Annotated in this window: 23 protein-coding genes; 18 read left to right on the plus strand and 5 right to left on the minus strand. The window is 63.7% G+C overall.

Annotation, left to right across the window (positions count from 1 at the left end; translation table 11 throughout):
* The first annotated feature begins 3 nt into the window (after positions 1-3).
* The 4 genes from cyoC (at position 4) to U5A57_RS35685 (ending at position 2193) form a co-directional block, all read left to right on the plus strand.
* A complete protein-coding gene (cyoC, locus tag U5A57_RS35670) occupies positions 4-603 on the plus strand; it encodes a cytochrome o ubiquinol oxidase subunit III (protein WP_321916420.1) in 600 nt (199 codons plus the stop codon).
* Complete coding sequence (gene cyoD / locus U5A57_RS35675; RefSeq protein ID WP_321916422.1) at positions 600-974, plus strand: cytochrome o ubiquinol oxidase subunit IV; 375 nt, start codon at positions 600-602, stop codon at positions 972-974. The genes cyoC and cyoD overlap by 4 nt, the downstream gene beginning before the upstream one ends.
* A gap of 136 nt (positions 975-1110) precedes the next feature.
* Complete coding sequence (locus U5A57_RS35680; protein WP_321916424.1) at positions 1111-1308, plus strand: CsbD family protein; 198 nt, start codon at positions 1111-1113, stop codon at positions 1306-1308.
* A 267-nt stretch (positions 1309-1575) separates the two neighbouring features.
* Entirely contained in the window at positions 1576-2193 is a 618-nt protein-coding gene (locus tag U5A57_RS35685; protein ID WP_321916425.1) for a histidine phosphatase family protein, read from the plus strand.
* Between the two features lie 20 nt (positions 2194-2213).
* Here U5A57_RS35685 and U5A57_RS35690 read toward each other — a convergent pair whose 3' ends face one another.
* Positions 2214-3317, minus strand: a complete 1104-nt coding sequence (locus tag U5A57_RS35690) for a serine hydrolase (RefSeq protein ID WP_415774699.1) — start codon at positions 3315-3317, stop codon at positions 2214-2216.
* A gap of 183 nt (positions 3318-3500) precedes the next feature.
* On the opposite strand from U5A57_RS35690, the gene U5A57_RS35695 reads away from it, so the two are divergent.
* From U5A57_RS35695 to U5A57_RS35740, 10 genes are all read left to right on the plus strand, one after another.
* On the plus strand, positions 3501-4181 hold the full coding sequence (locus tag U5A57_RS35695; protein ID WP_321916427.1) for a MarC family protein: 681 nt from the start codon (positions 3501-3503) through the stop codon (positions 4179-4181).
* A gap of 126 nt (positions 4182-4307) precedes the next feature.
* Complete coding sequence (locus U5A57_RS35700; RefSeq protein WP_321916428.1) at positions 4308-5021, plus strand: GntR family transcriptional regulator; 714 nt, start codon at positions 4308-4310, stop codon at positions 5019-5021.
* 35 nt (positions 5022-5056) lie between these two features.
* Entirely contained in the window at positions 5057-6316 is a 1260-nt protein-coding gene (mtnK, locus tag U5A57_RS35705; protein WP_321916430.1) for an S-methyl-5-thioribose kinase, read from the plus strand.
* Between the two features lie 70 nt (positions 6317-6386).
* Complete coding sequence (gene mtnA / locus U5A57_RS35710; RefSeq protein WP_321916432.1) at positions 6387-7463, plus strand: S-methyl-5-thioribose-1-phosphate isomerase; 1077 nt, start codon at positions 6387-6389, stop codon at positions 7461-7463.
* Between the two features lie 71 nt (positions 7464-7534).
* Positions 7535-8170: a class II aldolase/adducin family protein gene (locus U5A57_RS35715; protein ID WP_321916459.1), complete on the plus strand. Its 636-nt coding sequence runs from the start codon at positions 7535-7537 to the stop codon at positions 8168-8170.
* A gap of 135 nt (positions 8171-8305) precedes the next feature.
* Positions 8306-9415 carry a sugar ABC transporter substrate-binding protein gene (locus U5A57_RS35720; protein ID WP_321916434.1) on the plus strand — a complete coding sequence of 370 codons (1110 nt, stop codon included), beginning with the start codon at positions 8306-8308 and terminating at the stop codon, positions 9413-9415.
* 91 nt (positions 9416-9506) lie between these two features.
* A complete protein-coding gene (locus U5A57_RS35725) occupies positions 9507-11045 on the plus strand; it encodes a sugar ABC transporter ATP-binding protein (RefSeq protein WP_321916461.1) in 1539 nt (512 codons plus the stop codon).
* Positions 11042-12046 (plus strand): ABC transporter permease, encoded by a 1005-nt coding sequence (locus U5A57_RS35730; RefSeq protein WP_233271699.1) that lies wholly within the window; start codon positions 11042-11044, stop codon positions 12044-12046. Before U5A57_RS35725 ends, U5A57_RS35730 begins: the two co-directional genes overlap by 4 nt.
* Positions 12047-12103: 57 nt before the next feature.
* Complete coding sequence (locus U5A57_RS35735; RefSeq protein ID WP_321916436.1) at positions 12104-13132, plus strand: dihydroxyacetone kinase subunit DhaK; 1029 nt, start codon at positions 12104-12106, stop codon at positions 13130-13132.
* Complete coding sequence (locus U5A57_RS35740) at positions 13129-13752, plus strand: DAK2 domain-containing protein (RefSeq protein ID WP_321916438.1); 624 nt, start codon at positions 13129-13131, stop codon at positions 13750-13752. The genes U5A57_RS35735 and U5A57_RS35740 overlap by 4 nt, the downstream gene beginning before the upstream one ends.
* A 10-nt stretch (positions 13753-13762) precedes the next feature.
* Here the strand turns inward: U5A57_RS35740 and chrA are convergent, their stop codons facing one another.
* The gene (gene chrA, locus U5A57_RS35745) at positions 13763-14998 is read right to left on the minus strand and encodes a chromate efflux transporter (RefSeq protein WP_321916439.1); all 1236 of its coding nucleotides are present in this window, start codon (positions 14996-14998) and stop codon (positions 13763-13765) included.
* A gap of 282 nt (positions 14999-15280) precedes the next feature.
* Here chrA and bfr point away from each other — a divergent pair, with 282 nt between their 5' ends.
* A complete protein-coding gene (gene bfr, locus U5A57_RS35750; RefSeq protein ID WP_254336224.1) occupies positions 15281-15757 on the plus strand; it encodes a bacterioferritin in 477 nt (158 codons plus the stop codon).
* Between the two features lie 24 nt (positions 15758-15781).
* Here the strand turns inward: bfr and U5A57_RS35755 are convergent, their stop codons facing one another.
* Positions 15782-17488, minus strand: coding sequence for a site-specific integrase (locus U5A57_RS35755; protein ID WP_321916444.1), 1707 nt, complete (start codon positions 17486-17488; stop codon positions 15782-15784).
* A gap of 331 nt (positions 17489-17819) precedes the next feature.
* Between U5A57_RS35755 and U5A57_RS35760 the strand changes: the two genes are divergently transcribed.
* The gene (locus U5A57_RS35760; RefSeq protein ID WP_321916446.1) at positions 17820-18566 is read left to right on the plus strand and encodes a carbonic anhydrase family protein; all 747 of its coding nucleotides are present in this window, start codon (positions 17820-17822) and stop codon (positions 18564-18566) included.
* Positions 18567-18615: 49 nt separating this feature from the next.
* Here U5A57_RS35760 and U5A57_RS35765 read toward each other — a convergent pair whose 3' ends face one another.
* Positions 18616-19218 carry a phosphatase PAP2 family protein gene (locus U5A57_RS35765; RefSeq protein WP_321916448.1) on the minus strand — a complete coding sequence of 201 codons (603 nt, stop codon included), beginning with the start codon at positions 19216-19218 and terminating at the stop codon, positions 18616-18618.
* Positions 19219-19588: 370 nt separating this feature from the next.
* Between U5A57_RS35765 and bktB the strand changes: the two genes are divergently transcribed.
* Both bktB and U5A57_RS35775 read left to right on the plus strand, forming a co-directional pair.
* A complete protein-coding gene (gene bktB / locus U5A57_RS35770) occupies positions 19589-20776 on the plus strand; it encodes a beta-ketothiolase BktB (protein ID WP_321916449.1) in 1188 nt (395 codons plus the stop codon).
* Positions 20777-20813: 37 nt separating this feature from the next.
* A complete protein-coding gene (locus U5A57_RS35775) occupies positions 20814-21665 on the plus strand; it encodes a 3-hydroxybutyryl-CoA dehydrogenase (RefSeq protein WP_321916451.1) in 852 nt (283 codons plus the stop codon).
* A 105-nt stretch (positions 21666-21770) separates the two neighbouring features.
* On the opposite strand, the gene U5A57_RS35780 is transcribed toward U5A57_RS35775, so the two are convergent.
* Positions 21771-22985 (minus strand): mechanosensitive ion channel family protein, encoded by a 1215-nt coding sequence (locus U5A57_RS35780; protein WP_321916453.1) that lies wholly within the window; start codon positions 22983-22985, stop codon positions 21771-21773.
* Positions 22986-23600: the final 615 nt, after the last annotated feature.

Genomic DNA, 23600 nt, shown 5'->3' on the forward strand with positions numbered 1-23600 from the left:
ACCATGGCTCACGCTGCTATTACTCACGCCCATGGTCATGGTCACGACGACAGCGCCAAGACCACACTAGGCTTCTGGATCTACCTGATGAGCGACTGCCTCATCTTCGCGACGCTCTTCGCCACCTTCGGCGTGCTCGCGAATGCGACGGCAGGCGGTCCGGGTGCGAAGGATCTGTTCGAACTGCCGTACGTATTGGGCGAAACACTGCTGCTGCTGGCGAGCAGCGTCACGTTCGGCATGGCCATGCTGGGTCTCTACGCGCAGCGGCGCGGCCAGGTGATTGCGTGGCTCGCGGTGACGTTCCTGTTCGGTGCGGGCTTTGTCGCGATGGAGTTGAACGAGTTCGCCAAACTCATCGCCGATGGCGCGGGGCCCGGCACGAGCGCGTACCTTTCGGCGTATTTCACGCTGGTCGGCACGCACGGACTGCATGTCACCGCGGGTCTGCTGTGGATCGCGATCATGATGCACCAGACCTTCAAGTTCGGCCTGACCGGCACGGTCCGCCGCCGCCTCGCGTGCCTGAGCCTCTTTTGGCACTTTCTCGATCTCGTGTGGATCTGTGTGTTTACGTTCGTTTATCTGCGAGGTTTCCTGTGAGCCAATCTCATGCCACTCATCACGCCGTGCATGACGCGTCGCACGGCAGCCTCAAGGGCTACATGATCGGCACCGTGCTCTCGCTCGTGCTCACGCTGGCATCGTTCGGCGTCGTGATGTTTCGAGTCGTTTCGCCGGGCTTCGGGCTGGCCGCCATCGTCGTGCTCTGTATTGCGCAGCTTGTCGTGCAACTCGTGTATTTCCTGCACATCGGCGCGTCGCGCGAGCAGCGTTCGAATACGGCGATCTTTATCTGCACGGCGTTTCTGATTGCGGTGATCGTCGGGCTTTCGCTGTGGGTCATGCACAACGCGAACGTCAACATGATGCCCACGCAGATCTCGATCGACCGGGCCATGGCGCACGATTGACGGCCGACCTGACGTTGCGTCCCTGAATCAGCGCGCTGCGGAATACGACAGCGCGCGGCCACCGGGCACCTCGGGCACAGTGCATGCGCTATACGAAGCGTCGCGACACACCGTCGCTTTTACGTGGAGTGGGACCATGAACAAGGACCAGGTGAAGGGCACGGCTGAAAAGGTGAAGGGCAAGATCAACGAGGCCGTGGGCCGCGCAACCGACAACCCGGCGCGTGAATTGAAGGGCGACCTCCAGCAGGAAGCCGGCCAGGCACGCAAGAACGTCGGTGACATGAAGGAGGCCGCAAAGGACATGGCGAAGGACATCAAGCGCCATCACTGATGAACGATGGCTAACCCACGGCGCCGCCGTCTCGCAAGAGGCGGCGGCGTCATGCTGTGCGCATGCGGCGAAAGCGAATCGATACGGAGTGCCAATCGATGGTGCGACGGCGCGGCACGGTGGCCTCGCCGCTTTCGATATGCCTTCATTATTCCGTGTGAAACACGGTGGCCGCGGCGCGGCGCGCGGCGCGGCGAAATGTCCTCGAAACAGGTATGCTGCAGGCATCCCGTGTGTCCCGCGCGGGGCGCGAACGTGGAGTTTTCGATGTCTGCCAATCCTGCCAGCGTGTCCTCCGGACTGCGCGAAGTCTGGCTGATCCGTCATGGCGAAACGCAGTGGAGCCTATCTGGGCAGCACACCGGGCGCACCGATATTGCGCTCACCGAGCACGGACGCGAGCAGGCGCGCTCGCTGACGCCGTCGCTCGCCACGCAGCGCTTCGACGCGGTGCTTTGCAGCCCGATGGCACGGGCCATCGAGACGTGCCAGCTCGCGGGCCTTGGCGGCGAGATGAGAATTTCGGCCGACCTGCACGAATGGGACTACGGGATCTACGAAGGCCTCAAGACCGCCGACATCCGCAAGACCGAACCGGACTGGAGCGTGTGGCATTCGCCCATCGCGCAGGGCGAGGATCTCGCGCGCGTTCAGGCGCGCGCCGCGGCGGTGATCGACGGCTTGCTGGCCATGCATGGCCGCGTGGCCTTGTTTTCGCACGCGCATTTCCTGCGCGCATTGGGGGGCTGCTGGATTTCGGGTTCGGCGGCGCTAGGCGAGCATCTGTATCTCGACACGGCTTCGGTGAGCATTCTCGGCTTCGACCACGAAAGCCGCGCCATACGCCGCTGGAATGCGCTCGGCGAACGCAGGGCGTTGATGTGAAGTAGCCCTGGCGCGTTTGCTCAGCGCAAGGAACACGACAGCCAATGCGCAACACGCACGCCGTCCAGGCGCGAACCCTCCGGCGTGGCGCTCCCGAGGAGTGTGACGATCACGGGCCGCCGCCCGTGCACCATCACGCGCATCACCATATTGTGGCCGGACTCGTTGATGAAGCCGGTTTTCTGCACGCTCGCGCGCACCTGACCGTAGCGCACCAGCCGATTGCTGTTCACGTACTGCAATTGTCCGTGGCCTGTGGGCACGCGTTCCTCATGGTCGATCGAATAGCGGCGAATGAGTGGATAGCCATTGGCCGCCCGCACGAGGCTCGCCAACTCGCGCGCGGTTGAAACGTTCTGCGGCGAAAGCCCGGTCCCGTTGACGAAATGCGTGTGCGTCATGCCCAGACGCTGTGCTTTTGCGTTCATCGCCGCGATGAACGCAGGCCGCCCACCCGGATAGTCGCGGCTGAGCGCCGCAGCCGCACGGTTCTCCGAGGACATCAGCGCGACGTGCAGCATGTTGGCACGCGTGAGTGAGGCTCCGACGTCAAGGCGCGAATGCGTGAATTTGAGCGTGTCGAGATCGGCGGTCGTGACCGAGAGTTGTTGTTGCAGCGGCGCATGCGCGCTGTCGAGCCAGACGATCGCCGTCATGAGTTTCGACACCGACGCGATCGGCGCGACTGCGTCGGCGTTGCGCGCGTAGAGCGGCGTGTGGGTGTTTTCGTCGACAACGTAGATCGCATGCGAAAAGAGCTGCTTGCGCGACGCCGGCGTGAAGCCGCAGCGCGCGAGCAGGCGAGGGGTGTGCGCGTTCTTGGCGCTCGCGTATGCCGTGTGTTGAGGAACCGGCGGCGAGCTGAGCTTCGGTTTCGCACGTTTGGTACGGCGCTTCGGTCCCGAGAGTCTGGTGGCGGGCGCATCGGCAGGCATCGAGCGATGTGCCGGTTTCGTCTTGTGCGCGACTCTCTTTTTCTTTTTGGACGGTGCGTGGGCAGTTCCTTCGGCCGCCGTGTGATGAACGGTAGCGCGAGCCGAAGCGGGAGACGCGCCAGCCGCGAGGCCTGCGGCAATCAGCACGAGCAGACTGGGCAGCAACCGAAGTCGGGAAACGAGAGGCATCGACAAATGGGCTTGAACGCCGGCTTTGCGCAGCGTGCTTTGGGATTTTGGCGGCTTTGTTCGAGCCACATTGGACGATGAAGTTCCATTCCGGCTCCATAATGATCGTTCAGTGGGACCATCGTCGTATGGAACGGGCCTCGAGCGGGCCCATATACTTCGCGAAGCCAAGGGAGCGCAGAGATGCTCAATCAACTCTCCGACACGTTCCTCCTCGTCTTCGCCGGGCTCTTTCCTGTGCTCAATCCGCCGGCGGCGGGGTTCATCGTGCTGAGCATGCTGCCGCATGCGAGCGCCAGCGACCGCGCATTTCTCGCGCGCATCATCGCCATCAACAGCCTGTTCATCCTGCTCGGCTCGCTGATCATGGGGGCCTATGTGCTCTCGTTTTTCGGCATATCGATACCGGTTTTGCGGGTCGCGGGCGGGTTGGTCATTGCGTTCGCGGGCTGGAATCTGCTTCACAAGTCGTCCGATGGCGGGGATAGCTCGGCCTCGCAGGCGCCGCCGGACCCGGTGCGCAGAGCGACGCTGCGCGCCACGGCGTTTTATCCGCTCACGCTGCCGGTCACCGTTGGGCCGGGGTCGATTGCGGTCGCGATTGCGCTGGGCACCGGCCGGCCGCGCGGTCACGTGCAACTCGTCAATGTCGTGGGCGTGTTGCTCGCGCTGATCGTGCTTTGCGGCTGCATTTATCTGTGCGTGCGTTTCGCGGGGCACGTGGGCAAGCGGCTCGGGCCGGTTGGCACCGAAGTGCTGATGCGGCTGCTCGCATTCGTGCTGCTGTGCATCGGCCTGCAGATTTTGTGGCTCGGGCTCGAAGAACTGCTCGAGTCCGCGGCGCTTTCGGTCAGTATCAAATAACGCCGCGCGCCGCCGCGGCCATCGTCATGTTGCGCCGCATGAGAGGGAAAACCACGAGCCAAGACATCAGACGTCTGATGTAGATTGGAGCCCTATGTACCCAACCCACGCAACGATGCGGCAAACATGCGCCTGAGCGTCGATCAGTCGATGTGCGAGCGAATCCAGGATTCGCTGCTGGAAATGATCCGCGAGCGCTCGCTCAAGCCGGGCGATCAAATCCCGCCGGAGCCCGAACTTTGCGAGCTGTTGGGCGTGGGCCGCTCCAGCCTGCGGGAGGCGGTCGCGCAGATGATTTCCCACGGTCTTCTCACGCGTGTGCACGGCAAGGGGACCTTCGTCAGACAAATTACGCTCAAGCTGCAAGGCGGTCTGGATGATCTGATGTCTGTGACGGACATGATACGCAGTGTCGGGGCGGTGCCTTCCACGAGCCGCTTGCAGGTGAGGACGATCGCGGCTTCCGGCAGTCTCGCGCTAAAACTCGGCCTCGCCGAAGGCGATCCCTGCGTGCGGTTCGAGCGCGTGCGTCGCGCCGACGACGCGATTGCCGCGTACTGCATCGATATCGTGCCGAAGGCGTTGCTGGAAGGGCATGAACTGGGCGAGTCGCTGTTCGGCACGCTGGAGCGCGCGGGCGTGCGGCTTTCCCACACCCATAGTTCGATCCAGCCGACCATTCTCACCCCGCGCGATTTGCCGGAATTGCAGGAGAACATCGGCATGTTTCTGCTGATCGACGAAGTTGATTTCGATGAGACCGGTCGCGCGGTCTGCTACAGCAACGACTATTACAACGCCAGCATTTTCAAGTTCGATCTCGTGCGCAAGCGACGTTAGGCGGGCCAGCGGCCCATTTTCCCGACAGGAAACGTATGCACTTCGAAGCTTTCAGCTCTTCCGAACTGACCGAATACCTGCTGGGTATTCCGGCCGTTTGCGCAAGGCTTGGCGACGACAGCGAATTGCAGGTCGTCGAAGTGGGCGACGGCAACCTCAACTACGTCTACTTCGTGAGCAGCGCGCGCGACCCGCGCCTGAGCGTCGTTGTGAAGCAGGCGCCGCCGTACCTGCGGCTGGTTGGCGAAGCGTGGCCCTTGCCGCGCGAGCGCATGGAGCGCGAAGTGGCGGCGTTGCGGCGCTTCGGCGCACTGTGCCCGGAGCACGTGCCACGCGTTTTTCACGCGGACAACGAGAAGTTCCTCATGGTCATGCAGCGGCTCGATTCGCATCGCGTGCTGCGTGGGGGGCTGATCGACGGCGTCGTGTATCCGCGGCTCGCCGAGCACATTTCCACGTATCTCGCGCGCACGCTGTTCCATGGCTCCGACCTCTATCTTGCGCCGGATGCAAAGAAAGCGGCGGTGGGCGGCGACATCAATACGGAATTGTGCAAGATCACCGAGGAACTCGTCTTCACGTTCCCGTTCGAAGATCATCCTTCGAACGTCTACAGCCCCGCGCTGCCCGCGGCGGCGATCGAACGGCTGCGCACGCACGAGCCGTTGCGCATTGCGGCGGCCGAAATGAAGTGGGCCTTCATGAACCATGCGGAAACGCTCGTGCACGGCGATCTGCATACGGGCTCGATCATGGCGAACGAGCACGAGACCTATGTGATCGACCCCGAGTTCGCTTTTTATGGGCCGATGGGCTTCGATACCGGCGCGTTCATTGCGAACCTGCTGCTCGCGTATTACGCGCGCGACTGGCACGACCGCAAGGCAGGGCGTGAGCCCGCCGCATACCAGGGCTGGCTGCTCGAACAAGTCGAGGCGGTATGGAACGCTTTCGCGCAGAAGTTCGGGCAGATCTGGCGCACGCACGAGCGCGAGACGGGCCAGGCGTACATTGGCGGTCCGGCAGGCACGCCTGCGGCGGAGGCCTTCCGCGACGTTTTTATCAGGCGGCTCTTCGCCGATACGCTCGGCTTTGCGGGCTGCAAGATGATCCGCCGCATCGTGGGCATGGCGAAGGTGGCGGAGATTACCAGTATCAAGGACGACACAGTGCGTGCGCAGATCGAAGTGCGTTGCCTGAAACTTGCCGAAGCGCTGCTGGTGCGGCGTCGCGAGCTGGCTTCGATCGAGGCGGTCACCGCACTGGCCGCTCAGGTACTCGCGGAATCGGCGTAAGCGAAAATCGGCTGCCACAATGAGCGGCGGAGCCCGAACAGTCCGGACAACCCGCATCGACGGAGAAAGTATGACGTTGCAGGCGCAACAATCGAGTCTTCCCCCCACCATCGAGTGGCGCGACGGCACCCTTTATCTGCTCGACCAGACACGTTTGCCACGCGAGTGCGTGGTCGAAACCGTGGACACGGTCGAGGCGGTCTGGCGCGCGATACACGAACTGCGCGTTCGCGGCGCACCCGCGATCGGTGTCGCCGCCGCCTACGGGCTGTGCGTGGCGATGCGGCGCGAGCCGGCCGATTCACGCGATGCTTTTCTCGCGCGGCTCGAAGCGCACGCCGCGTATCTGGACAGCGCGCGGCCGACAGCGGTGAATCTGCGCTGGGCGCTAGAGCGGATGCTTTCGCGCGCACGCGCCACGCCGGGCGCGACGGGAACAGCGCAGTACGAAGCGCTCGTTGCCGAGGCCAAGCGCATTCATCAAGAGGATATCGAGTTGTGCGCGCAGATCGGCGAAGCGGGGCGCGCGCTGATTACACCCGGCAGCGGCGTGCTCACGCACTGCAACGCCGGTGCGCTGGCCACGGCCGGCATCGGCACGGCGACCGCGCCACTCTACTGCGCGCATCGGGACGGCGTGGCGTTTCGTGTCTATGCGGACGAAACGCGACCGCTCCTGCAAGGTGCGCGGCTCACCGCCTACGAGCTGCAGCAGGCGGGGCTCGACGTGACGTTGATCACCGATAGCATGGCGCCCACATTGATGGCCCAGGGGCTTATCGACCTCGTGATCGTCGGTACCGACCGCGTTGCCGCGAACGGCGACGTCGCGAACAAGATCGGCACGCTTGGCGTGGCGATCGCTGCGAAGCATTTCGGCATTCCCTTCTACGTGGCATGTCCTTCGTCCACGCTCGATCTGCGTACCGCAAGCGGCGCGGACATCGTGATCGAGGAGCGCGGCGCCGCGGAGGTGACGCATCTCGCGGGGCAACGCACCGCGCCCGAGGGCATCCAGGTGCGCAACCCGGCGTTCGACGTGACGCCGCATGCGCTCGTGACCGGCATCGTGACGGAGCGCGGCATCGTACGCGCACCATTCGAGGCGAATCTGGCGGCGCTTTTCGCGACCGGAGCGGCAGCGTGAGCGGCGCGAGCGAAGCGCGCCGTGCGGGCGAGACGGCGCAACGCGCGCGCGATGTGCGGGCGGAGACCGAAATGCGCCAGCAGATCGTCGACACCTCGCGCGAGATGGAGCGTCTCGGCATCAATCAGGGCACGTCGGGCAACGTGAGCGCGCGCTGGCATGACGGCCTCCTGATTACCCCGAGTGGCGTGCCGAGCGCCGCGCTTACGCGCGAGCGCATCGTGTGGATGCCGCTCGATGTGCGCGACGACGATCTGCTGTTCGAAGCACAACGCCCTTCTTCGGAGTGGCGTTTTCATCGCGACATTCTGCGCGCGCGCGCCGACGTGAACGCCGTGGTCCATACGCATTCGCAAGCCGCCACGGCGCTTGCAATTCACAGCCGGGGCATTCCCGCGCATCACTACATGGTGGCCGCGGCGGGCGGCAATTCGATTCGCTGCGCACCGTATGCGACCTTCGGCAGTCAGGCGCTCTCCGACCACGCGCTCGAAGCGCTGCACGAGCGGCTCGCATGCCTGCTCGCGCATCACGGGGTCATTGCGCTTGGGCGCGATCTCGCGCGGGCGCTGTGGCTCGCCCACGAAGTGGAAGTGCTCGCGAAGCAGTATTTGCTGGCGTGCCAACTGGGCGAGCCGCCGCTGCTTTCGGATGCGCAAATGGAGGAAGTCATCGAGAAGTTCAAGGGCTACGGCCCGCGCAAGTAATGCGCGGGCGCTCGCGCGCCCGTGCAGTCGCGGCGATGCAACACACGCGATACACACGCGGTAAAAACGATTACGCAGTCGGTTGGCGGTTCGCAGGTCAGTCAAAAACCAGCAGATCAAAAACAGGAGACGGTGATGGCGTGGAGTTCAGCAGGGTTCGATAGATGGGTGGCGCGCAGCGCGCGCATGGGGGCAACGGCCGGCGTGACAATGTTCGCCGCCGCCGCAATGCTGGCAGGCTGCTCGAAGAGCGAGTCGCTTTCGACCACGGCGGCGGCAAGCGACGCCGCTGCCGCGAGCGCACCGGCGCAAGCCGCGGCGGCGCCGGTCACGAAGATCAAGGTGGGCTTCTCGATCGCCACGCTCAATAACGCATTCTTCGTAGGCCTGAAGAATGGCGTGGAGCGTGGCGCGGAAAAGCAGGGCTTCGATCTCGTGCAGACCAACGCAAACGGCGACGCCCAGCAGCAGGTCAACGACACGCTCAACCTGCTGAGCCAGGGCGTGCAGGCGATCGTGCTCAATCCGATCGATTCGAAGGCGATTATCCCGGCCGTCGAGAAAGCCAATTCGATGAACGTGCCAGTCTTCATGCTCGACCGGGGCTCGGACGGCGGGAAGGTCACCTCGTTCGTCGCTTCGGATAACGTAGCGCTTGGCGCCACCGGCGCGAAGTGGATCGCCGACCAGTTGAGCAAGCGCTACGGCTCGCCCAAGGGCAATGTGGTGGACCTGATCGGCCTCATCGGCACGACGGCGGCGACGGATCGCGAAAAGGGCTTCTCGGAAGAGATCGCGAAGTATCCCGACATCAAGGTCGTCGCGCGCCAGGAAGGCGGCTTTGACCAGGAGAAGTCGCTCAACGCGATGACGAGCATCCTGCAGAAATATCCGCAGATCGATGCGGTATTCGGCGCGAACGACGACAACACGGTGGGCGCGGAAAAAGCCATCGACAATGCGGGCCGCTACAAGCCGCTCGGCGACCCGGGCCACATCATGGTGATCGGTGCGGACGGCACGGCGCAGGCGCTTTCGGCGATCCGTGCGGGCAAGCAGGACGCGACGATTTCGCAGAACCCGATCGGCATGTCCGCCAAGGCGATGACGTTCATCACCGACTACGAGACGAAGAAGGACGTGCCCGCGAACTACGCGTGGCCGACCTATCTGATCGACAAGTCGAATATCGATTCGGATGGCGTGAAGCAATACGGCTTGTGGGCGCTCGAAGTCAAGCAGTAACGGGCGGTCTTAAGCGCCGGCCGCATGCGTTGCGTGCGCCGGCGCCCGGGATGAACGGATGAAACGCGAATCAGGTTCGGCAATGCACGCAATGCACGTATCGCAGCAAGAGAACACTCGCGCGGACGGCAGGACAGGCGCGCCGCCGCTTTTGCGCATGAGCGGCATCGTCAAGAGTTTTCCCGGCGTGAAGGCGCTGCGAGGCGTGAGCCTCGAACTGCATGCGGGGCACGTGATGGCGATCGTCGGCGAGAACGGCGCGGGCAAGTCATCGCTCATCAAGACGCTTTCCGGCGCTTACGAGCCGGACGAAGGCACGATCGAGATCGACGGCGTGCGTCTCGCGCGCGGCACACAGGCCGCGATCGACGCCGGCGTGGCCGTGATCTATCAGGAGCTTTCGCTCGTCAACGACATGACGGTGGCCGAAAACCTCTTTCTTGGCCGCATGCCGCGGCGCCATGGCCTCGTCGATCATCGCCGCGCGAACGCCATGGCGCGCGAAGCGCTCGCCCAGGTGGGGCTGGAAGGCGTGCCGCCGACCATGCGCCTGGGCGATCTGCCGCTCAACAAGCGTCAGCTCGTGGAGGTGGCGAAGGCGCTCGCGCGCGAGGCGCGCATTCTCGTGATGGACGAGCCCACGGCCGCGCTCCAGCATCACGATATCGAACATCTCTACGCCGTGGTGCGGCGCCTGCGCGCGTCGGGCATGGGCATCATCTTCATTTCGCACCATCTCGAAGAGGTGTTCGAACTCGCCGATTCGGCCGTGGTGATGCGTGACGGCGCAACGGTCGGCGCACGGCCGATGTCCGACTGGAACGAACCGGCGCTCGTGCAGGCCATGGTCGCGCGCAATCTCGACTCGTTCTATCCATGGGAGGCGCGTCCCTATGGGGACGTGGTGCTGGAAGCGCACAACTTGGCGAGCGCGCCTGTTCTTCGCGACGCGAGTTTCAGCATTCGCGCGGGCGAGATCGTGGGCATAGGCGGCATTGCGGGCGCGGGACGCACCGAGCTTCTGAAAACGTTATGCGGCGCGCTGCCGCTCACCGGTGGCGAACTGCGGCTGCGCGGGCGCAGGATCGCGCTGCGCTCGCCCGCGCAAGGCATGCGCGCAGGCATTGTCTACACCGCCGAGGACCGCAAGCTCGAAGGACTCGTGCTCGAAGCGAGCATCGAGGAAAACGTCGCGCTTTCGAGCTTGCGCGCGCTGGTGCGCGGCGGCTTTGTTAGCGCCGCGAAAAAGCGCCGGCTCGCGCGCGAGGCGGTCGAGCGCTTCGCGGTGCGCGCGCCGTCGGTCACGTCGCTCACGGGCAATCTTTCGGGCGGCAATCAGCAGAAAGTGATTCTCGGGCGCGCGAGCGCCACGTCGCCGGCAGTCATCCTGCTCGACGAGCCCACCCGCGGCATCGACGTCGGCGCGAAGACCGAGATCTATGCGCATATCGTCGCGATGGCGCGCGCGGGCGCAGCCGTCGTGCTCGTCAGCTCCGAACTGCCCGAACTGCTCGGCATGTCGGACCGCGTGCTCGTGATGTATCGCGGCAGCATCGTCGGCGAGGTCGCGCGCGAGCACGCCAGCTCGGAGACGATCATTCAATGGGCTACCACCGGAGTTGCAGCATGACGTCCACCACGGTTCGACCGCGTGAAGAAACACCCACCCTGCAACAGCGCGTGCTGCGCCAGATGCGCAGCGGCCTCGGACCGCTCATTGCGGCGCTCGTACTGATCTGCGTTGCGCTCTCGCTGGCCTCGCCGGAGTTTCTCACCACGAGCACGCTCACCAACATCATGGTGCAGGTGTCCGTGGTCGGCATCGCTGCCGTGGGCGGCACGTTCGTGATCATCACGTCGGGCATCGATCTTTCCGTGGGCTCGCTCGTCGCGCTGAGCGGCATGGTGGCGGCGACGGTGATGGCCGGGGCGAGCCCCGACGCCGTTGGCCTTGGCGTGGCGGGCCTCGTCATCGCGCTCGTAACCGGTGCGGCCGTGGGCGCACTCAACGGCTTCGGCATTGCGTGGCTACGGCTCGTGCCGTTCATCGTCACGCTCGCGATGATGGCGATGGGGCGCGGCCTCACGCTTGCCATTTCGGACGGCCGCACGAAATTCGACTTCCCCAATGTGTTTACCGCGTTCGGCGCCAAGACGTTTGCAGGCTTGCCCGCGCCGATGCTCGTGATGCTGGCCGTATTCGTCATTGGGCACGTATTGCTGCGAAAAACCGAATTTGGTCACCAGGTGTTCGCTGTGGGCGGCAACAAGGAAGCGGCGCGGCTCGCGGGTATTCCGGTCAGCCGCGTGATCTTTCTGACCTACATGTTCGCGGGCGTGACCGCCGCGATTGCGGGCATCGTGCTCGCGGGGCGCCTCAATTCGGCGTTGCCGTCGGCCGCCAACGGGCTGGAGCTGCAGGTGATCGCAGGCGTGGTGATTGGCGGAACCTCGCTCGCGGGCGGCCGCGGCTCGATCGTCGGCACCTTCATCGGCGTCGTGCTGATCGGCGTGATCAATGTCGGGCTCTCGCTGCTTGGCGTCAATCCGTTCTGGACGCAGTTCATCCAGGGCGGCGTGATTCTCGCAGCCGTTTTGCTCGACGCGCTGAGCCAACGGCGCAAGCTTTGAACGCAGAAGTCAACGTTAGCGGTGGTGCGAAGGCCATCCATACAGGAGACGCGACACGTGAAAAAAATCATTAATCATCCTGATCATTTTGTCGACGAGATGATCGACGCCTTGCTGCTCGCCCATCCGGGCTGGCTCAAGCCGGTCACCGCAGACCGGCGCGCGCTCGTGCGCGCCGATGCGCCGAACGCCGGCAAGGTCGGGATTGTGACGGGCGGCGGGTCCGGGCACCTGCCGGCCTTTCTGGGCTACGTAGGCAAGGGGCTCGCAAGCGGCGTGGCCGTGGGCAACGTGTTTTCCTCGCCATCGTCGGAGCAGATCTACGAAGCCACCAAGGCTGTTCACGGCGGCGCGGGCGTGCTCTATCTGTACGGCAACTACGGTGGCGACGTCTTCAACTTCGATCTCGCCGCGGATCTTGCAGACGCAGACGGCATCGAGACCCGCACTGTGCTCGTGGCCGACGATGTGGCGTCTGCGCCGCCCGAACGGGCCTCGGATCGCCGCGGTGTGGCGGGTATGGTGTTCGGCTTCAAGTGCGCGGGCGCGGCGGCCGAACGCGGCGACACGCTCGACGAAGTCGCGCGCATTGCCGCGAAGGCGAACGGCGCGACGCGCACCATGGGCGTGGGCCTCTCGCCAACGATCCTGCCGGCGGCAGGCAAGCCCACCTTCACGCTGCCCGATGGCGAGATGGAGATCGGCATTGGCATTCATGGTGAGCCGGGTACGCATCGCGGCAAGCTCGAGAGCGCAAATGCCATAGCCGAGCGGCTCGCGGGGGCGATCCTGGGCGACCTGCGGGCCGAGGCGGGCGCGAGCGTGGCGCTGCTCGTCAACGGACTCGGTGCGACACCGCTCGAAGAACTGTATCTGCTGTATCGGCGCGCCGAACAGGCCGTTGCCGCAGCAGGGCTGCGCGTGGCGCGCGCTTACGTGGGCGAGTACGTCACGAGCCTCGAAATGGCGGGCGCCTCGATCTCCGTGATGCAACTCGACGAAGAACTCGACACGCTGCTCGACGCACCGGTGTGTTCGCCGTTCTGGCGCGAAGGATGGCGCGTTGACGAGGGAGGTCAGCGATGACTCTTTCGGTAAGCGAAATCAAGGCGCGGCTCATTGGCGCATTGAACGCCATGCCTGCGAGCGCGGACGAATTGCGCGAACTCGACGCCGCACTCGGTGACGGCGACCTGGGCGTGACCGTGAAGGCGGGCTCGCTCGCGGCGGCCGATGCCATCGCGAAGCTGCCCCCCGACGCCGCGCTGGGCGACGTGCTGATGGCCGTGGGCAAGGCGTTCTCTACGGCGAACCCGTCGACGTTCGGCGCGCTCGTGGGCGGCGGGCTGCTCGCGGCTGCGAAGACCGTGGCGGGCCGGCAGGAGGCGGGCAGGGCCGAAGCGCTCGCCATGGGGCGCGCGGTGGCCGCGCGCATTGCCGAGCGGGGCAAGTCGCAGCTCGGTGACAAGACGCTGCTCGACGCACTCGTCCCGAGCCTCGATACGCTTGAAGCGTTTGAATCAGGCAGTGTTGACGAGCGCGCGCTCCTCGACGCGATGATCGACACGGCTGATCGACAGGTTCGTGCGACTGCCGCGTTGCAGTCGAAGAAGGGGCGCGCGGCGTGGGTGCAGGAACGCAGTATCGGTCACGCCGATCCTGGCGCGACCGCGTGGCTCAGGTTTCTTCAAGCCTGGCGAGGTTGAGGTTTGCCGCTTACCGCAACAGCGTCTCAGCGACGCCAGCCACTGCTGAAAGCACCACGACAGCGAGTGGCGGCACTTTCCAGCGTGTGAGCAACAAGAAGCCGATGGCCGCGATCGCAAAGTCGATTCGCGTCTGGACGGCGCTCGTCCAGACGGGCGAGTAGAGCGCCATGGCAAGCAGGCCGACCACGGCTGCGTTGACGCCCGCAAGCATGGCCGCCATCGACGGGTGGGCGCGCAGCGCTAGCCAGTATGGCAGCGCGGCGAGCACGAGAAGCAGGCCTGGCAGAAAGATGCCTGCCAGGGCCACCGTCGCACCCAGCGCGTGAGTGGATGGGCCGCTCATGATCCATCCAAGGAAAGCGGCAAACGTGAAAAGCGGACCAGGCACAGCTTGCGCAGCGCCGTAGCCAGCAAGAAAATCGGTAGGCGATACCCAGCCGGTCGCTACGGTCTCACGCTGCAGCAGCGGCAGTACGACGTGACCGCCGCCGAAGACGAGAGCGCCCGAGCGGTAGAAGGCGTCGAACACGCGGATGGTGTGAGTCGTGTCGAATGCGGCAAGCGCCGGAAGCCCGAAAAGCAGCGCGCAAAAGAGGGCAAGCGCGAACAGACCTGTGGTACGCGAAACATGAAATTCCTGCGTATGCCCACGCGTGCCGACGACGGTTCCCGAGGGCGTGGACCGGCACAGCACGATACCGAGCACCGCGCCAAGCACGATAACGATCAACTGCGCATAGGCCGTCGTCATCACAGCGAGAAGCACGAGCGCAACGAGTGCAATGCCGGCGCGGCGGTAGTCGGAGCATAAGCGCCGCGCCATGTCCCAGACGGCTTGCGCGACGACGGCAACGGCAACGAGTTTCAGCCCATGAATGAGCCCGCTTCCCGCAGGGCCACCGAGTTCGGGCGCCACGACGGCAAAGGCGATCAGCAGCGCGGCGGATGGCAACGTGAATCCGCACCAGGCTGCGAGGCCGCCGAGCCAGCCGGCGCGCAGCAGACCGATTGAGAATCCGGTCTGGCTGCTGGCCGGACCCGGGAGAAATTGGCAGAGGCCGACCAGATCCGTGAAGGTTTCGTCGTCGAGCCAACGCCGCCGCTCGACGAACTCACGACGAAAATAGCCGATATGGGCGATGGGGCCGCCAAAGGACGTCAGGCCGAGTATCAGAAAGACTCGCAGGACTTCAAACGCGGATCCCGCACGGGCCGGCTGTGACGTCGACATCCTTGTTTCCATGGCAATTTATTTATAAGGAATACGAATAGTATTCGATGCCGCCGCCGATCGTGCCGACAGCGACCAGGCCGCGTCGAGAAAGTCCCGCGCTGATCCCGTTGTTCGCAAACATGATCTCCGATTGAGGACGAGGTTCAAAACGTCATTCCTCTGCTTAAATCGGGCCGATAAAACGCGGAATCCTTCTCATTGACACTCTCGTTCGTGCGTCGCGCGCGCCGAATGTCTATGCTCGTTCTAATTGTGTCGACGCGGCAGCGGCGCAGCACCCAGGAGGGAGTCATGCAAGCAGATCCAAAAGTTATCGAATATCTCAATGCGGAACTCAAGAACGAGCTGACGGCGATTAATCAGTATTTTCTGCACGCGCGGCTGTACGGCCATTGGGGCCTCGCAGGACTCGGCAAACACGAATACGACGAGTCGATCGAGGAAATGAAGCATGCCGACAAACTGATCGAGCGCATTCTCATGCTCGACGGCCTGCCTAATCTGCAGGACCTTAGCAAACTTTTGATTGGCGAGGACGTACGCGAGGTGCTCGAGTGCGACCTCAAGCTCGAACGTACCGCGCAGGCACAGTGCAAGGAAGCCGTTGCGTACTGCGAATCTGTGCGGGATTTCGTGTCGAGAGAGATTTTCGTCGAGATCCTGGACGACACGGAGGACCACATCGACTGGCTCGAAATCCAGCTTGGGTTGATCGACAAGATCGGCCTTGAAAACTATCAACAGTCGGCAATGGGGTCAGTCAGCTGATACGCAAGCTTGCGTGGATCGTGCTTACTTTGGCTTGGCGAATGCGTCTGCGATTTGCCGTGCACGCTTGACCTCGTCGCTGTGCAGATAGATCGAGGTGGTCGAGACAGAAGCGTGCCGCAGGTTGTCGCGCACCGTCGTGAGTTCCGCGCCGCGCCCGAGCGCGTGCGTCGCATGCGTGTGGCGCATCCAGTGCGGACTCGCGCGGCGCAGTTTGTCCGCGAGCGGCGCGTGATCGGCCTCGATGGCTTTTGCGGCCAGCACGAAGAAACGCCGAAGCACGCCCCACAAGCGCGCGCTACTGATCGTGGCGTCGCTGTCGGCCTCCAGACTGCCGATGACTGGCGTGGCCGGATTCCAGCGCTGGGGCACGACCGGCAGGTCACGTTCGGCCAGATAGCGCGCGAGCGCATCCCAGGCGAGCGGCGGCAAGGCGACGCGTGCGAGCTTTTTCCCCTTGCCCGTGACGCGCAGCCAGTGATCGCCGCGCGCATCCGTCTCGACGTGCCCGAGCGTGGCCCCAACCAGCTCGCTCGCGCGCAGGCCGGTCGCATAACCGAAATCCAGCAGGAAGCGCAGCCGCTGCGCCGCCGGCGCCGACCAGCCGTATGACCACTCCAGGCCGTCCGCGATCGTGCGCGTGAGCGCCCATTCCCCTTCGCTGAATGCGTGTGAGGTGTCGAGAACCTGCGCGCCGCTCGCGCCGCGCACTTTCACGCCGGAAAACGGATTGGCGAGCACGTAGCGCTGCTCGATGAGCCAGCGAAACAGCGCGCCAAGGATCGACAGCGCATGCGCGACCGAGCGCGCCGAGAGGCTGCCGTTGAAAGGCCGCCAGTCTGGCGAGGTGCGCGCACGCACGGGGCCGACCCAGCGGCCGCGCGGCGAGGGATGACGCAGGAACGCGCGGTAGGCGATGGCGTCTTCGGTCGTGAGCGAAGAGAGCGCGCGGCCGCGCTCGACGATCGCCCAGAGGATCAGGCGTTCGGCTTCCTTCTTGTAGGTGCGCTGCGTGGCGGGCGATTCATGCAACGCAAGCCAGGTCTGCACGGCTTCATAGTCGTTCGAGGCGTCCAGCGTGCAGGTCGCGCGCGGCGCACGGAACGCGCCTTCGGAGCCATCGACTTCGTGCGGCAGCTTCAGGGTTTCCCATGGCGCGATGTCGCCGCGCTGGCTCGCCACGATGAGCGCGCGCGCCTTTTCCGTGAGTGAGGGCCACGCCGCAAAGAACGCTTCGATTGCGCGGGCGCTCGCCATGCCGAGTCCTGCCACGGCCTTCCACCACTGGCGGCGGCGCGGAATGCGCACGGTAAGGTCGGCGAGCGTGGTAATGCCTTGCGCGTACAGCACCCGCACGGCGCGCGGGGCGAACCACTGTGCGATGTCGTCGGCGATCTGGGGTTCGGGGGGGCGGGCGGTGCGCAGGCTGTCGATTGCCTGCGCGACAGCCTTGGCGTGGCGCTCGCGCTCTTCAACCGGATGCTCGAACAGCGCCACCAGATCGTCGCGATGCGCTGCGCGCGCGATGGCGACCAGCCTGCGCCGGATGCGCCCGAGCACGCCACGTGCCGATTTTCCGTCGCCGAGTGCCGAGGGCAGATAGCGCTCTACGGCCGGGCGCACGGCGAGGCCCGCGTACCACGCGCGCAGCATGGCGAGTTCGTCGGCGTCGGGGAACCCGGGCGGTGCGCTGGGTGCGGGGTTTGGCAAGGGCGTGTGGCGCGTTTTCATGTCTCGTAGTTTAGCGTAAAAATTAGCACCTTATGATAAGAAGGATTATCTTTATAGCTGCAAACCATGGCAATTTTTCACGGAAAACGGGGGGTGTTCCGGGCCGACGTCGATTACGGGGGGCGTTTCGCGGCCGCTGAAATCGGGCGCTGGAAGGAAGCGCAACCCTCCCGGCGCAGGCGCAGCCAACTATCACGATTTCACGTGCCGCCTATACTGCTGACCAGCCGTCTTCACATTGCCTACGTGCTGATTTCAGGCTGTTAGCGAACATCGGCCCAGACTTCTCCCCGAGCCACGGCTCGAGCCCCGCAAATGAAGGAGATTTCCAATGTCTGCAAACACGGCGATTGATGTCCCGGACGACCCGGAGGATGGCGGCAGGCGCAAGTGGATCAAGGCCGGCATCAGTGTGGCTACGCTCGTTGCAGGTGCCCAGTTCGCCGCGGGCGATGTGCAGGCGGCGGCGCTGTCCGAATCGCAGCGCAACGCGCTGACTCCAGATCAAATCATCGAAATGATGAAGGCCGGCAACGAGCGGTTTCGCACCGGCAAGATGAAAAAACAGGATTTTCTCGCGCAGAAACGAGCGAGCGCGGCCGGGCAGTATCCTGCTGCGATCGTCCTCAGTTGCATCGACTCGCGCGCGCCAGCCGAGATCATTCTGGATATGGGAATCGGCGACACCTTCAATGCCAGGATCGCGGGAAACATCGCAAACCAGGACATACTCGGGAGTATGGAGTTCGCTTGTGCCGTCGCTGGCGCAAAGGTGATTCTGGTGATGGGGCACACCGCGTGCGGAGCGATAAAGGGGGCAATCGATAACGTTCAGCTAGGAAATTTGACGGGTTTGCTCCAGAAGATTCAGCCGGCGATCACGGCAACACAATATTCTGGAGAACGAACCAGTAAAAACGAGGCGTTTGTCGATGCCGTCGCGCGATCGAATGTTCAGGGTGCGATAGCCGCAATCCGCAGCGGAAGCCAGATTCTGTCTGATCTGGAAAACAAAGGGAGCGTAAAGATGGCGGGCTCGATGTATGACATCAAGAACGGCAAGCTAACCTTCCTGTGAGAATTCGAACGGGCACGTCGATGGCCGCGCTCGCGGCCAGTGCGTCTCGCTACGGCCGTAACCACCGCAGCTCAATCGGCACGGCGAGAACCTTCCTGTAGAGCGCGATCAGCGCGCGGGTCAGTGCCATGCCCCCGAGTCGCCAGAGGGGACTGCTAACGACGTAGGTCGACCACGCAACGATCGCCGCACCGATCATGTCGAGCGGCCAGTGCACCCCGACGAATATGCGAGCCCAGGCAACGGCGATATCGACGAACACGGCAAGCAAGCCGATTCCTCGCTTTCGGCCATACAGGAACGTGAACGCAACGGCGGACAGCAACGTCACATGATCGCTAGGAAACGAAGAATCTGGCGCATGGGCGAGGAACGTATGACCCGTTGCGCTTGCGAAAGGGCGCGGATGGTACCACGTCAGACCGATCAACTGGTTGACGCCGAGGGCAAGCAAGCCTGCTAGGCAAGCGCGCACGGCCAACGCGCGACGCTCGTCTGCGCCTGTCAGCCATAGTGCCACGAGCATGGCGGGGACAAGCAGGATCGCATAGTCGGCAATCAGGATGCCCGAAACGACAAGCCAGTGCGGCGTCGCGGGTGTGGCATTGAGTATGAGAAAGAGGGTTCGGTTCAATGTTTCGACTGCATCCATAAGAGCCCTTTGCTTACACGTGCGTTGTTGTCTCACCGCTGGAGAGCGGTTCCGGTTGGCGAAATCGATTCTACGCACGGGCCGCTTAACGAAACCTTAACCGGTGCCGGATCGGCCTTGACGAAATCACGCGCTCCACGAGTGCTCTAACAGACAGGCGCGCCCGAGGTCCATCGCGTGGCCGCCGTTGACGGTATGACATGGCCAGTTTTGTCAGTATGTCGGCCGGTTTCATCAGTCTGTCCAGCTTCTGTTGGCGCTACGATTCGCGTGCCGTGCCTTGAATACCTGCAAAACAGGTCGGGGCGAGGCGTAGCAACGCGCTACGCCGCCGCTTCACGGGCAGCTAACAGATCACTAAGGAATCCATATGAGCAGGGAAGTCGTGGTGGTGGGCGGTGTGCGGACCGCGATCGGAAAATTCGGCGGCAGCCTGAAAGATGTGCCGCCAACCGAACTCGGTGCAATCGTCGTGCGTGAACTGCTCGCGCGCAGCCACGTCGAAGCAAAGGACGTGGGGCACGTGGTGTTCGGCAATGTGATCGCCACAGAGCCGCGGGACTTCTACCTGTCTCGCGTCGCCGCGATCAACGCCGGCATTCCGGAATCGACGCCTGCGTTCAACGTCAACCGGCTGTGCGGGTCGGGTTTGCAGGCGATCGTTTCCGCGGCGCAAACCATTTTGCTAGGCGACGCTGAGGTAGCGATCGGCGCCGGCGCCGAGAACATGAGCCGCGCGCCCTACATCACGACCGAGGCGCGCTTCGGCGCACGGATGGGCGATGCACGGCTCATCGACATGATGCTGGGTGCGCTCAACGACCCGTTCCACACGGTGCCGATGGGTGTCACCGCCGAAAATGTCGCGGGCCGTTATGGCATTACGCGTGAACACCAGGACAACCTCGCGCTCGAGTCGCATCGCCGTGCTGCGCGCGCTATCGCCGAAGGCCGGTTCGCCAGCCAGATCGTGCCGGTCAAGCGCACGGTGAAGGGGCGCGAGAGCGTTTTCGACACCGACGAACACTTGCGCCACGATGTAACGATCGACGACTTCGCGAAACTCAAGCCCGTATTTGCGAAAGAGAACGGTACGGTCACGGCGGGCAACGCTTCGGGCATCAACGACGCGGCCGCAGCCGTCCTGCTGATGTCGCGCGCAGCGGCCGAGGCGCGCGGCCTCGCGCCGATGGCGAAACTCGTCGCGTACGCGCACGCAGGCGTCGATCCGCTCTACATGGGCATTGGCCCGGTGCCGGCTACGCGTCTTGCGTTGCAGCGCGCGGGATTGACCGTCGCGGACCTGGACGTGATCGAGTCGAACGAGGCCTTCGCCGCTCAGGCGTGCGCGGTCACGCAGGAACTGGGCCTCGATCCTGAAAAGGTCAACCCGAATGGTTCGGGTATTTCACTCGGCCATCCCATTGGCGCGACGGGCGCACTGATTGCCGTGAAGGCGCTGCACGAACTCAAGCGCATTGGTGGCCGCTATGCGCTCGTCACGATGTGTATTGGAGGCGGGCAGGGTATCGCCGCCATTTTCGAAAACTTGCAGTAATCGTTGAAAGCGACTTCGGTCGCGCGAAAAAAACGCAATGCAAATCGAAACATTGGGAATCGTCGGCGCCGGGACGATGGGCTCCGGCATCGCGCAGGTCGCCGCACTCGCTGGCCTGCGCGTGATCGTGGTCGACGTTAGCGACGCGGCGCTCGACAGAGGCCTCACCGCGGTGAGGGGAAGCCTCGATCGGCTCGTAGCGAAAGACAAGCTGGACGCAGCGGCGGGCAACGCCGCGCTTGCGCGCATCGAGACGTCTACGGACTATCAGCGGCTCGGTGCTGCCGGGCTCATTATCGAAGCGGCCACCGAAAGCCTCGATCTGAAGTTGCGCATCTTGAAGCAGATCGAAGCGGTTGCGCGCCCCGGCGCCTTTCTCGCTTCCAATACGTCGTCAATCTCGATCACCACGCTTGGCGCGGCGCTCGCCGACCCGTCGCGCCTCGTCGGCATGCACTTCTTCAATCCAGTGCCGCTGATGCCGCTTGTTGAAATCATCGAGGGCCTCGAAACCGGTAGCGCCGCCGCGGAGGCGGTTCGCGAACTGACATTGCGGCTCGGCAAGTCGCCAATCAGTGTGCGCAATTCGCCGGGTTTCGTGGTCAATCGCATTCTCGTGCCGATGATCAACGAGGCTTTCTTCCTGTTGGCCGAAGGTGTCGCGCCAGCCGAGGATATCGACACCGGCATGCGTCTTGGCGCGAATCAGCCAATTGGCCCGCTGGCGCTGGCCGACCTCGTCGGGCTCGACGTGGTCCTTTCGGTCTTGGACGTGTTTTACAAGGACTTCGGCGATTCGAAATACCGCGCGTGCCCGCTGCTTCGCGAACTGGTGTCCGCCGGACGTCTGGGCCGCAAGACTGGGCGCGGCGTTTACAGTTACGACTAGGAGGGCATTGAAGGAATCGGCGTCGCGGTCGGCATCAAGACAGTCGATGACCGGTGTCGCCGGATTCCAATGCACGGTCAGGAGCGGCAGGTCGCGTCGGGCAGATTACAGTTGCCGCGGTGACGCGCGCTGCTCCTGCCAGCAGCGCAAGCCGAACTGCGACACGACCCCGTAGGCATGATCGAGCATGTCCGACTGCAGGTTTTCGTACGGTTCCCAGCGCGTTTCGTCGACATAGAGAAATATTTCAAGTGCGATGACGGGCTGGCTCGACTGCACCTGCCGGATAACGATCGGCATGTCCTTGTGGACCGACGGATGATCGCGAAAATACGCGTCCAGATAGAGGCGGTACAGGCCGAGGTTCGTGCGGCGCTGGGTGTGGCCGGGCGCCACTCGCACAAGTGGCCCTTCGGGGGCGTTGCCTAGCCGGGCGAGCAGTGCCTCGCCTGGAAAGCAGACGGTGTCGGCATCGAAATGTATCGCATGCCTGACGCGCCGAGCGCCGGACTCGGTCATCCCACGCCAGTTCTTCACGCTGTTCGTGAGAAGGACGTAGCTTGGCAGCATGACGATCGAATTGTCGAAGTTCTGGACTTTGATCGTGTTCAGTGCAATGTCGATCACGGTGCCATCGGCGACGAAGCCGGGCACTTCAATCCAGTCTCCCACCCGCACCATGTCGTAGACGGTGAGCTGGATGCTGGCCACGAAGCCGAGCAGCGAGTCGCGGAAAATGATGATCAGAAGCGCCGTCATTGCGCTGAGGCCGGTGAGGAAGTAGGCCGGTGAGCGTTCCAGCAAAACCGAAATCCCCGCGATCAACGCGATCACGTAGAGCGCGATGGTTGCGGTCTGCAAAAAGCTTTTGATCGGGCGCTCGCTTGCGGATGGGAAGTGACTGTAGCGCTCACCCACGCTTTCGAGGAACGCGAGCGCGGCGCGCAGGAGCGTATACACCATGAAGCACGCCGCGAGCACGGCCAGCGGATGGCCGAGCGCCGCAACCAGCGGGAACGTGAGCCCCGAGATCAGCGGGGCGGAAACATAGAGGATCAAGGCGGGCACTAGCGGCGCGAGCCGATGGAATACCTTGTGGGATTCGGCGGCACGGAGCCACTTGCGCTGCGGCTCGCGCGCAAGGCGGCCAACGATCATCAGCATGATCGAGCGCGTGACGTAGTAGCAGATCGCGCTCGCCAGCAGGATCGCGAGCAGCAAGGCTGCGATTAGCAGCACCGCCACAAGCGTGCTGTCGGTGTAAATGTGGAAGTGATGCCAGTCCGGACCGCCCTCGATACGTAGCGCCTTGTCGAACATGGATCCCTCCAGTGCCGGTAAGCCGTTTCTGCGGACAAGCCCCGTTCAAACCGGTAATACAGGACGACACAGCGGCTGCGGCGCGAAGCCTGCCGGAGGGGAGGGTCCAGTGCGTACGCGGTCTGGCTCGGCTAGCGCGTTGTCCGAGCGTCAATGTAGTGACGTCGCCTTGTCGTGCTAAGCGGCATCATACATTTCATGGTTTGTACGATCCACCGGCATGGCCCGGATCCCCTTGGCAGACCGTCGCCATCACCTGTGGCAGCGTCGGCCGACAAGGGCGCTTTCGTATCCCGACGTCCGGATGCCGGCATCTCGCGTTTCCGCTCGCGGGTTTTTCGTGATTGCAGCAGGAAGCTGGCGAGCAGCGCTTGCGTTGCAAAATCAGCGCAGGCGGGCTGCACCGGGACGAGATCGACAACGCTATTTCTGTAGAGGGAAACCACTCGCTGACTTCGCGTCGAATAATCAGTGTAGCGGCCCCAGAAATAAATATTCCAGATTCTCTTGACGAGTGGTTCTTGGGCCTGCATAATTCGCCTCCTTCGCTGATCGCTGCGAACGAAAACGAAGCGATTAAGACGAATTGCTCTTTAAAAATTTACAGCCGATAAG

This window comes from Paraburkholderia sp. J11-2, assembly GCF_905220185.1.
Taxonomy (GTDB): Bacteria; Pseudomonadota; Gammaproteobacteria; order Burkholderiales; family Burkholderiaceae; genus Paraburkholderia.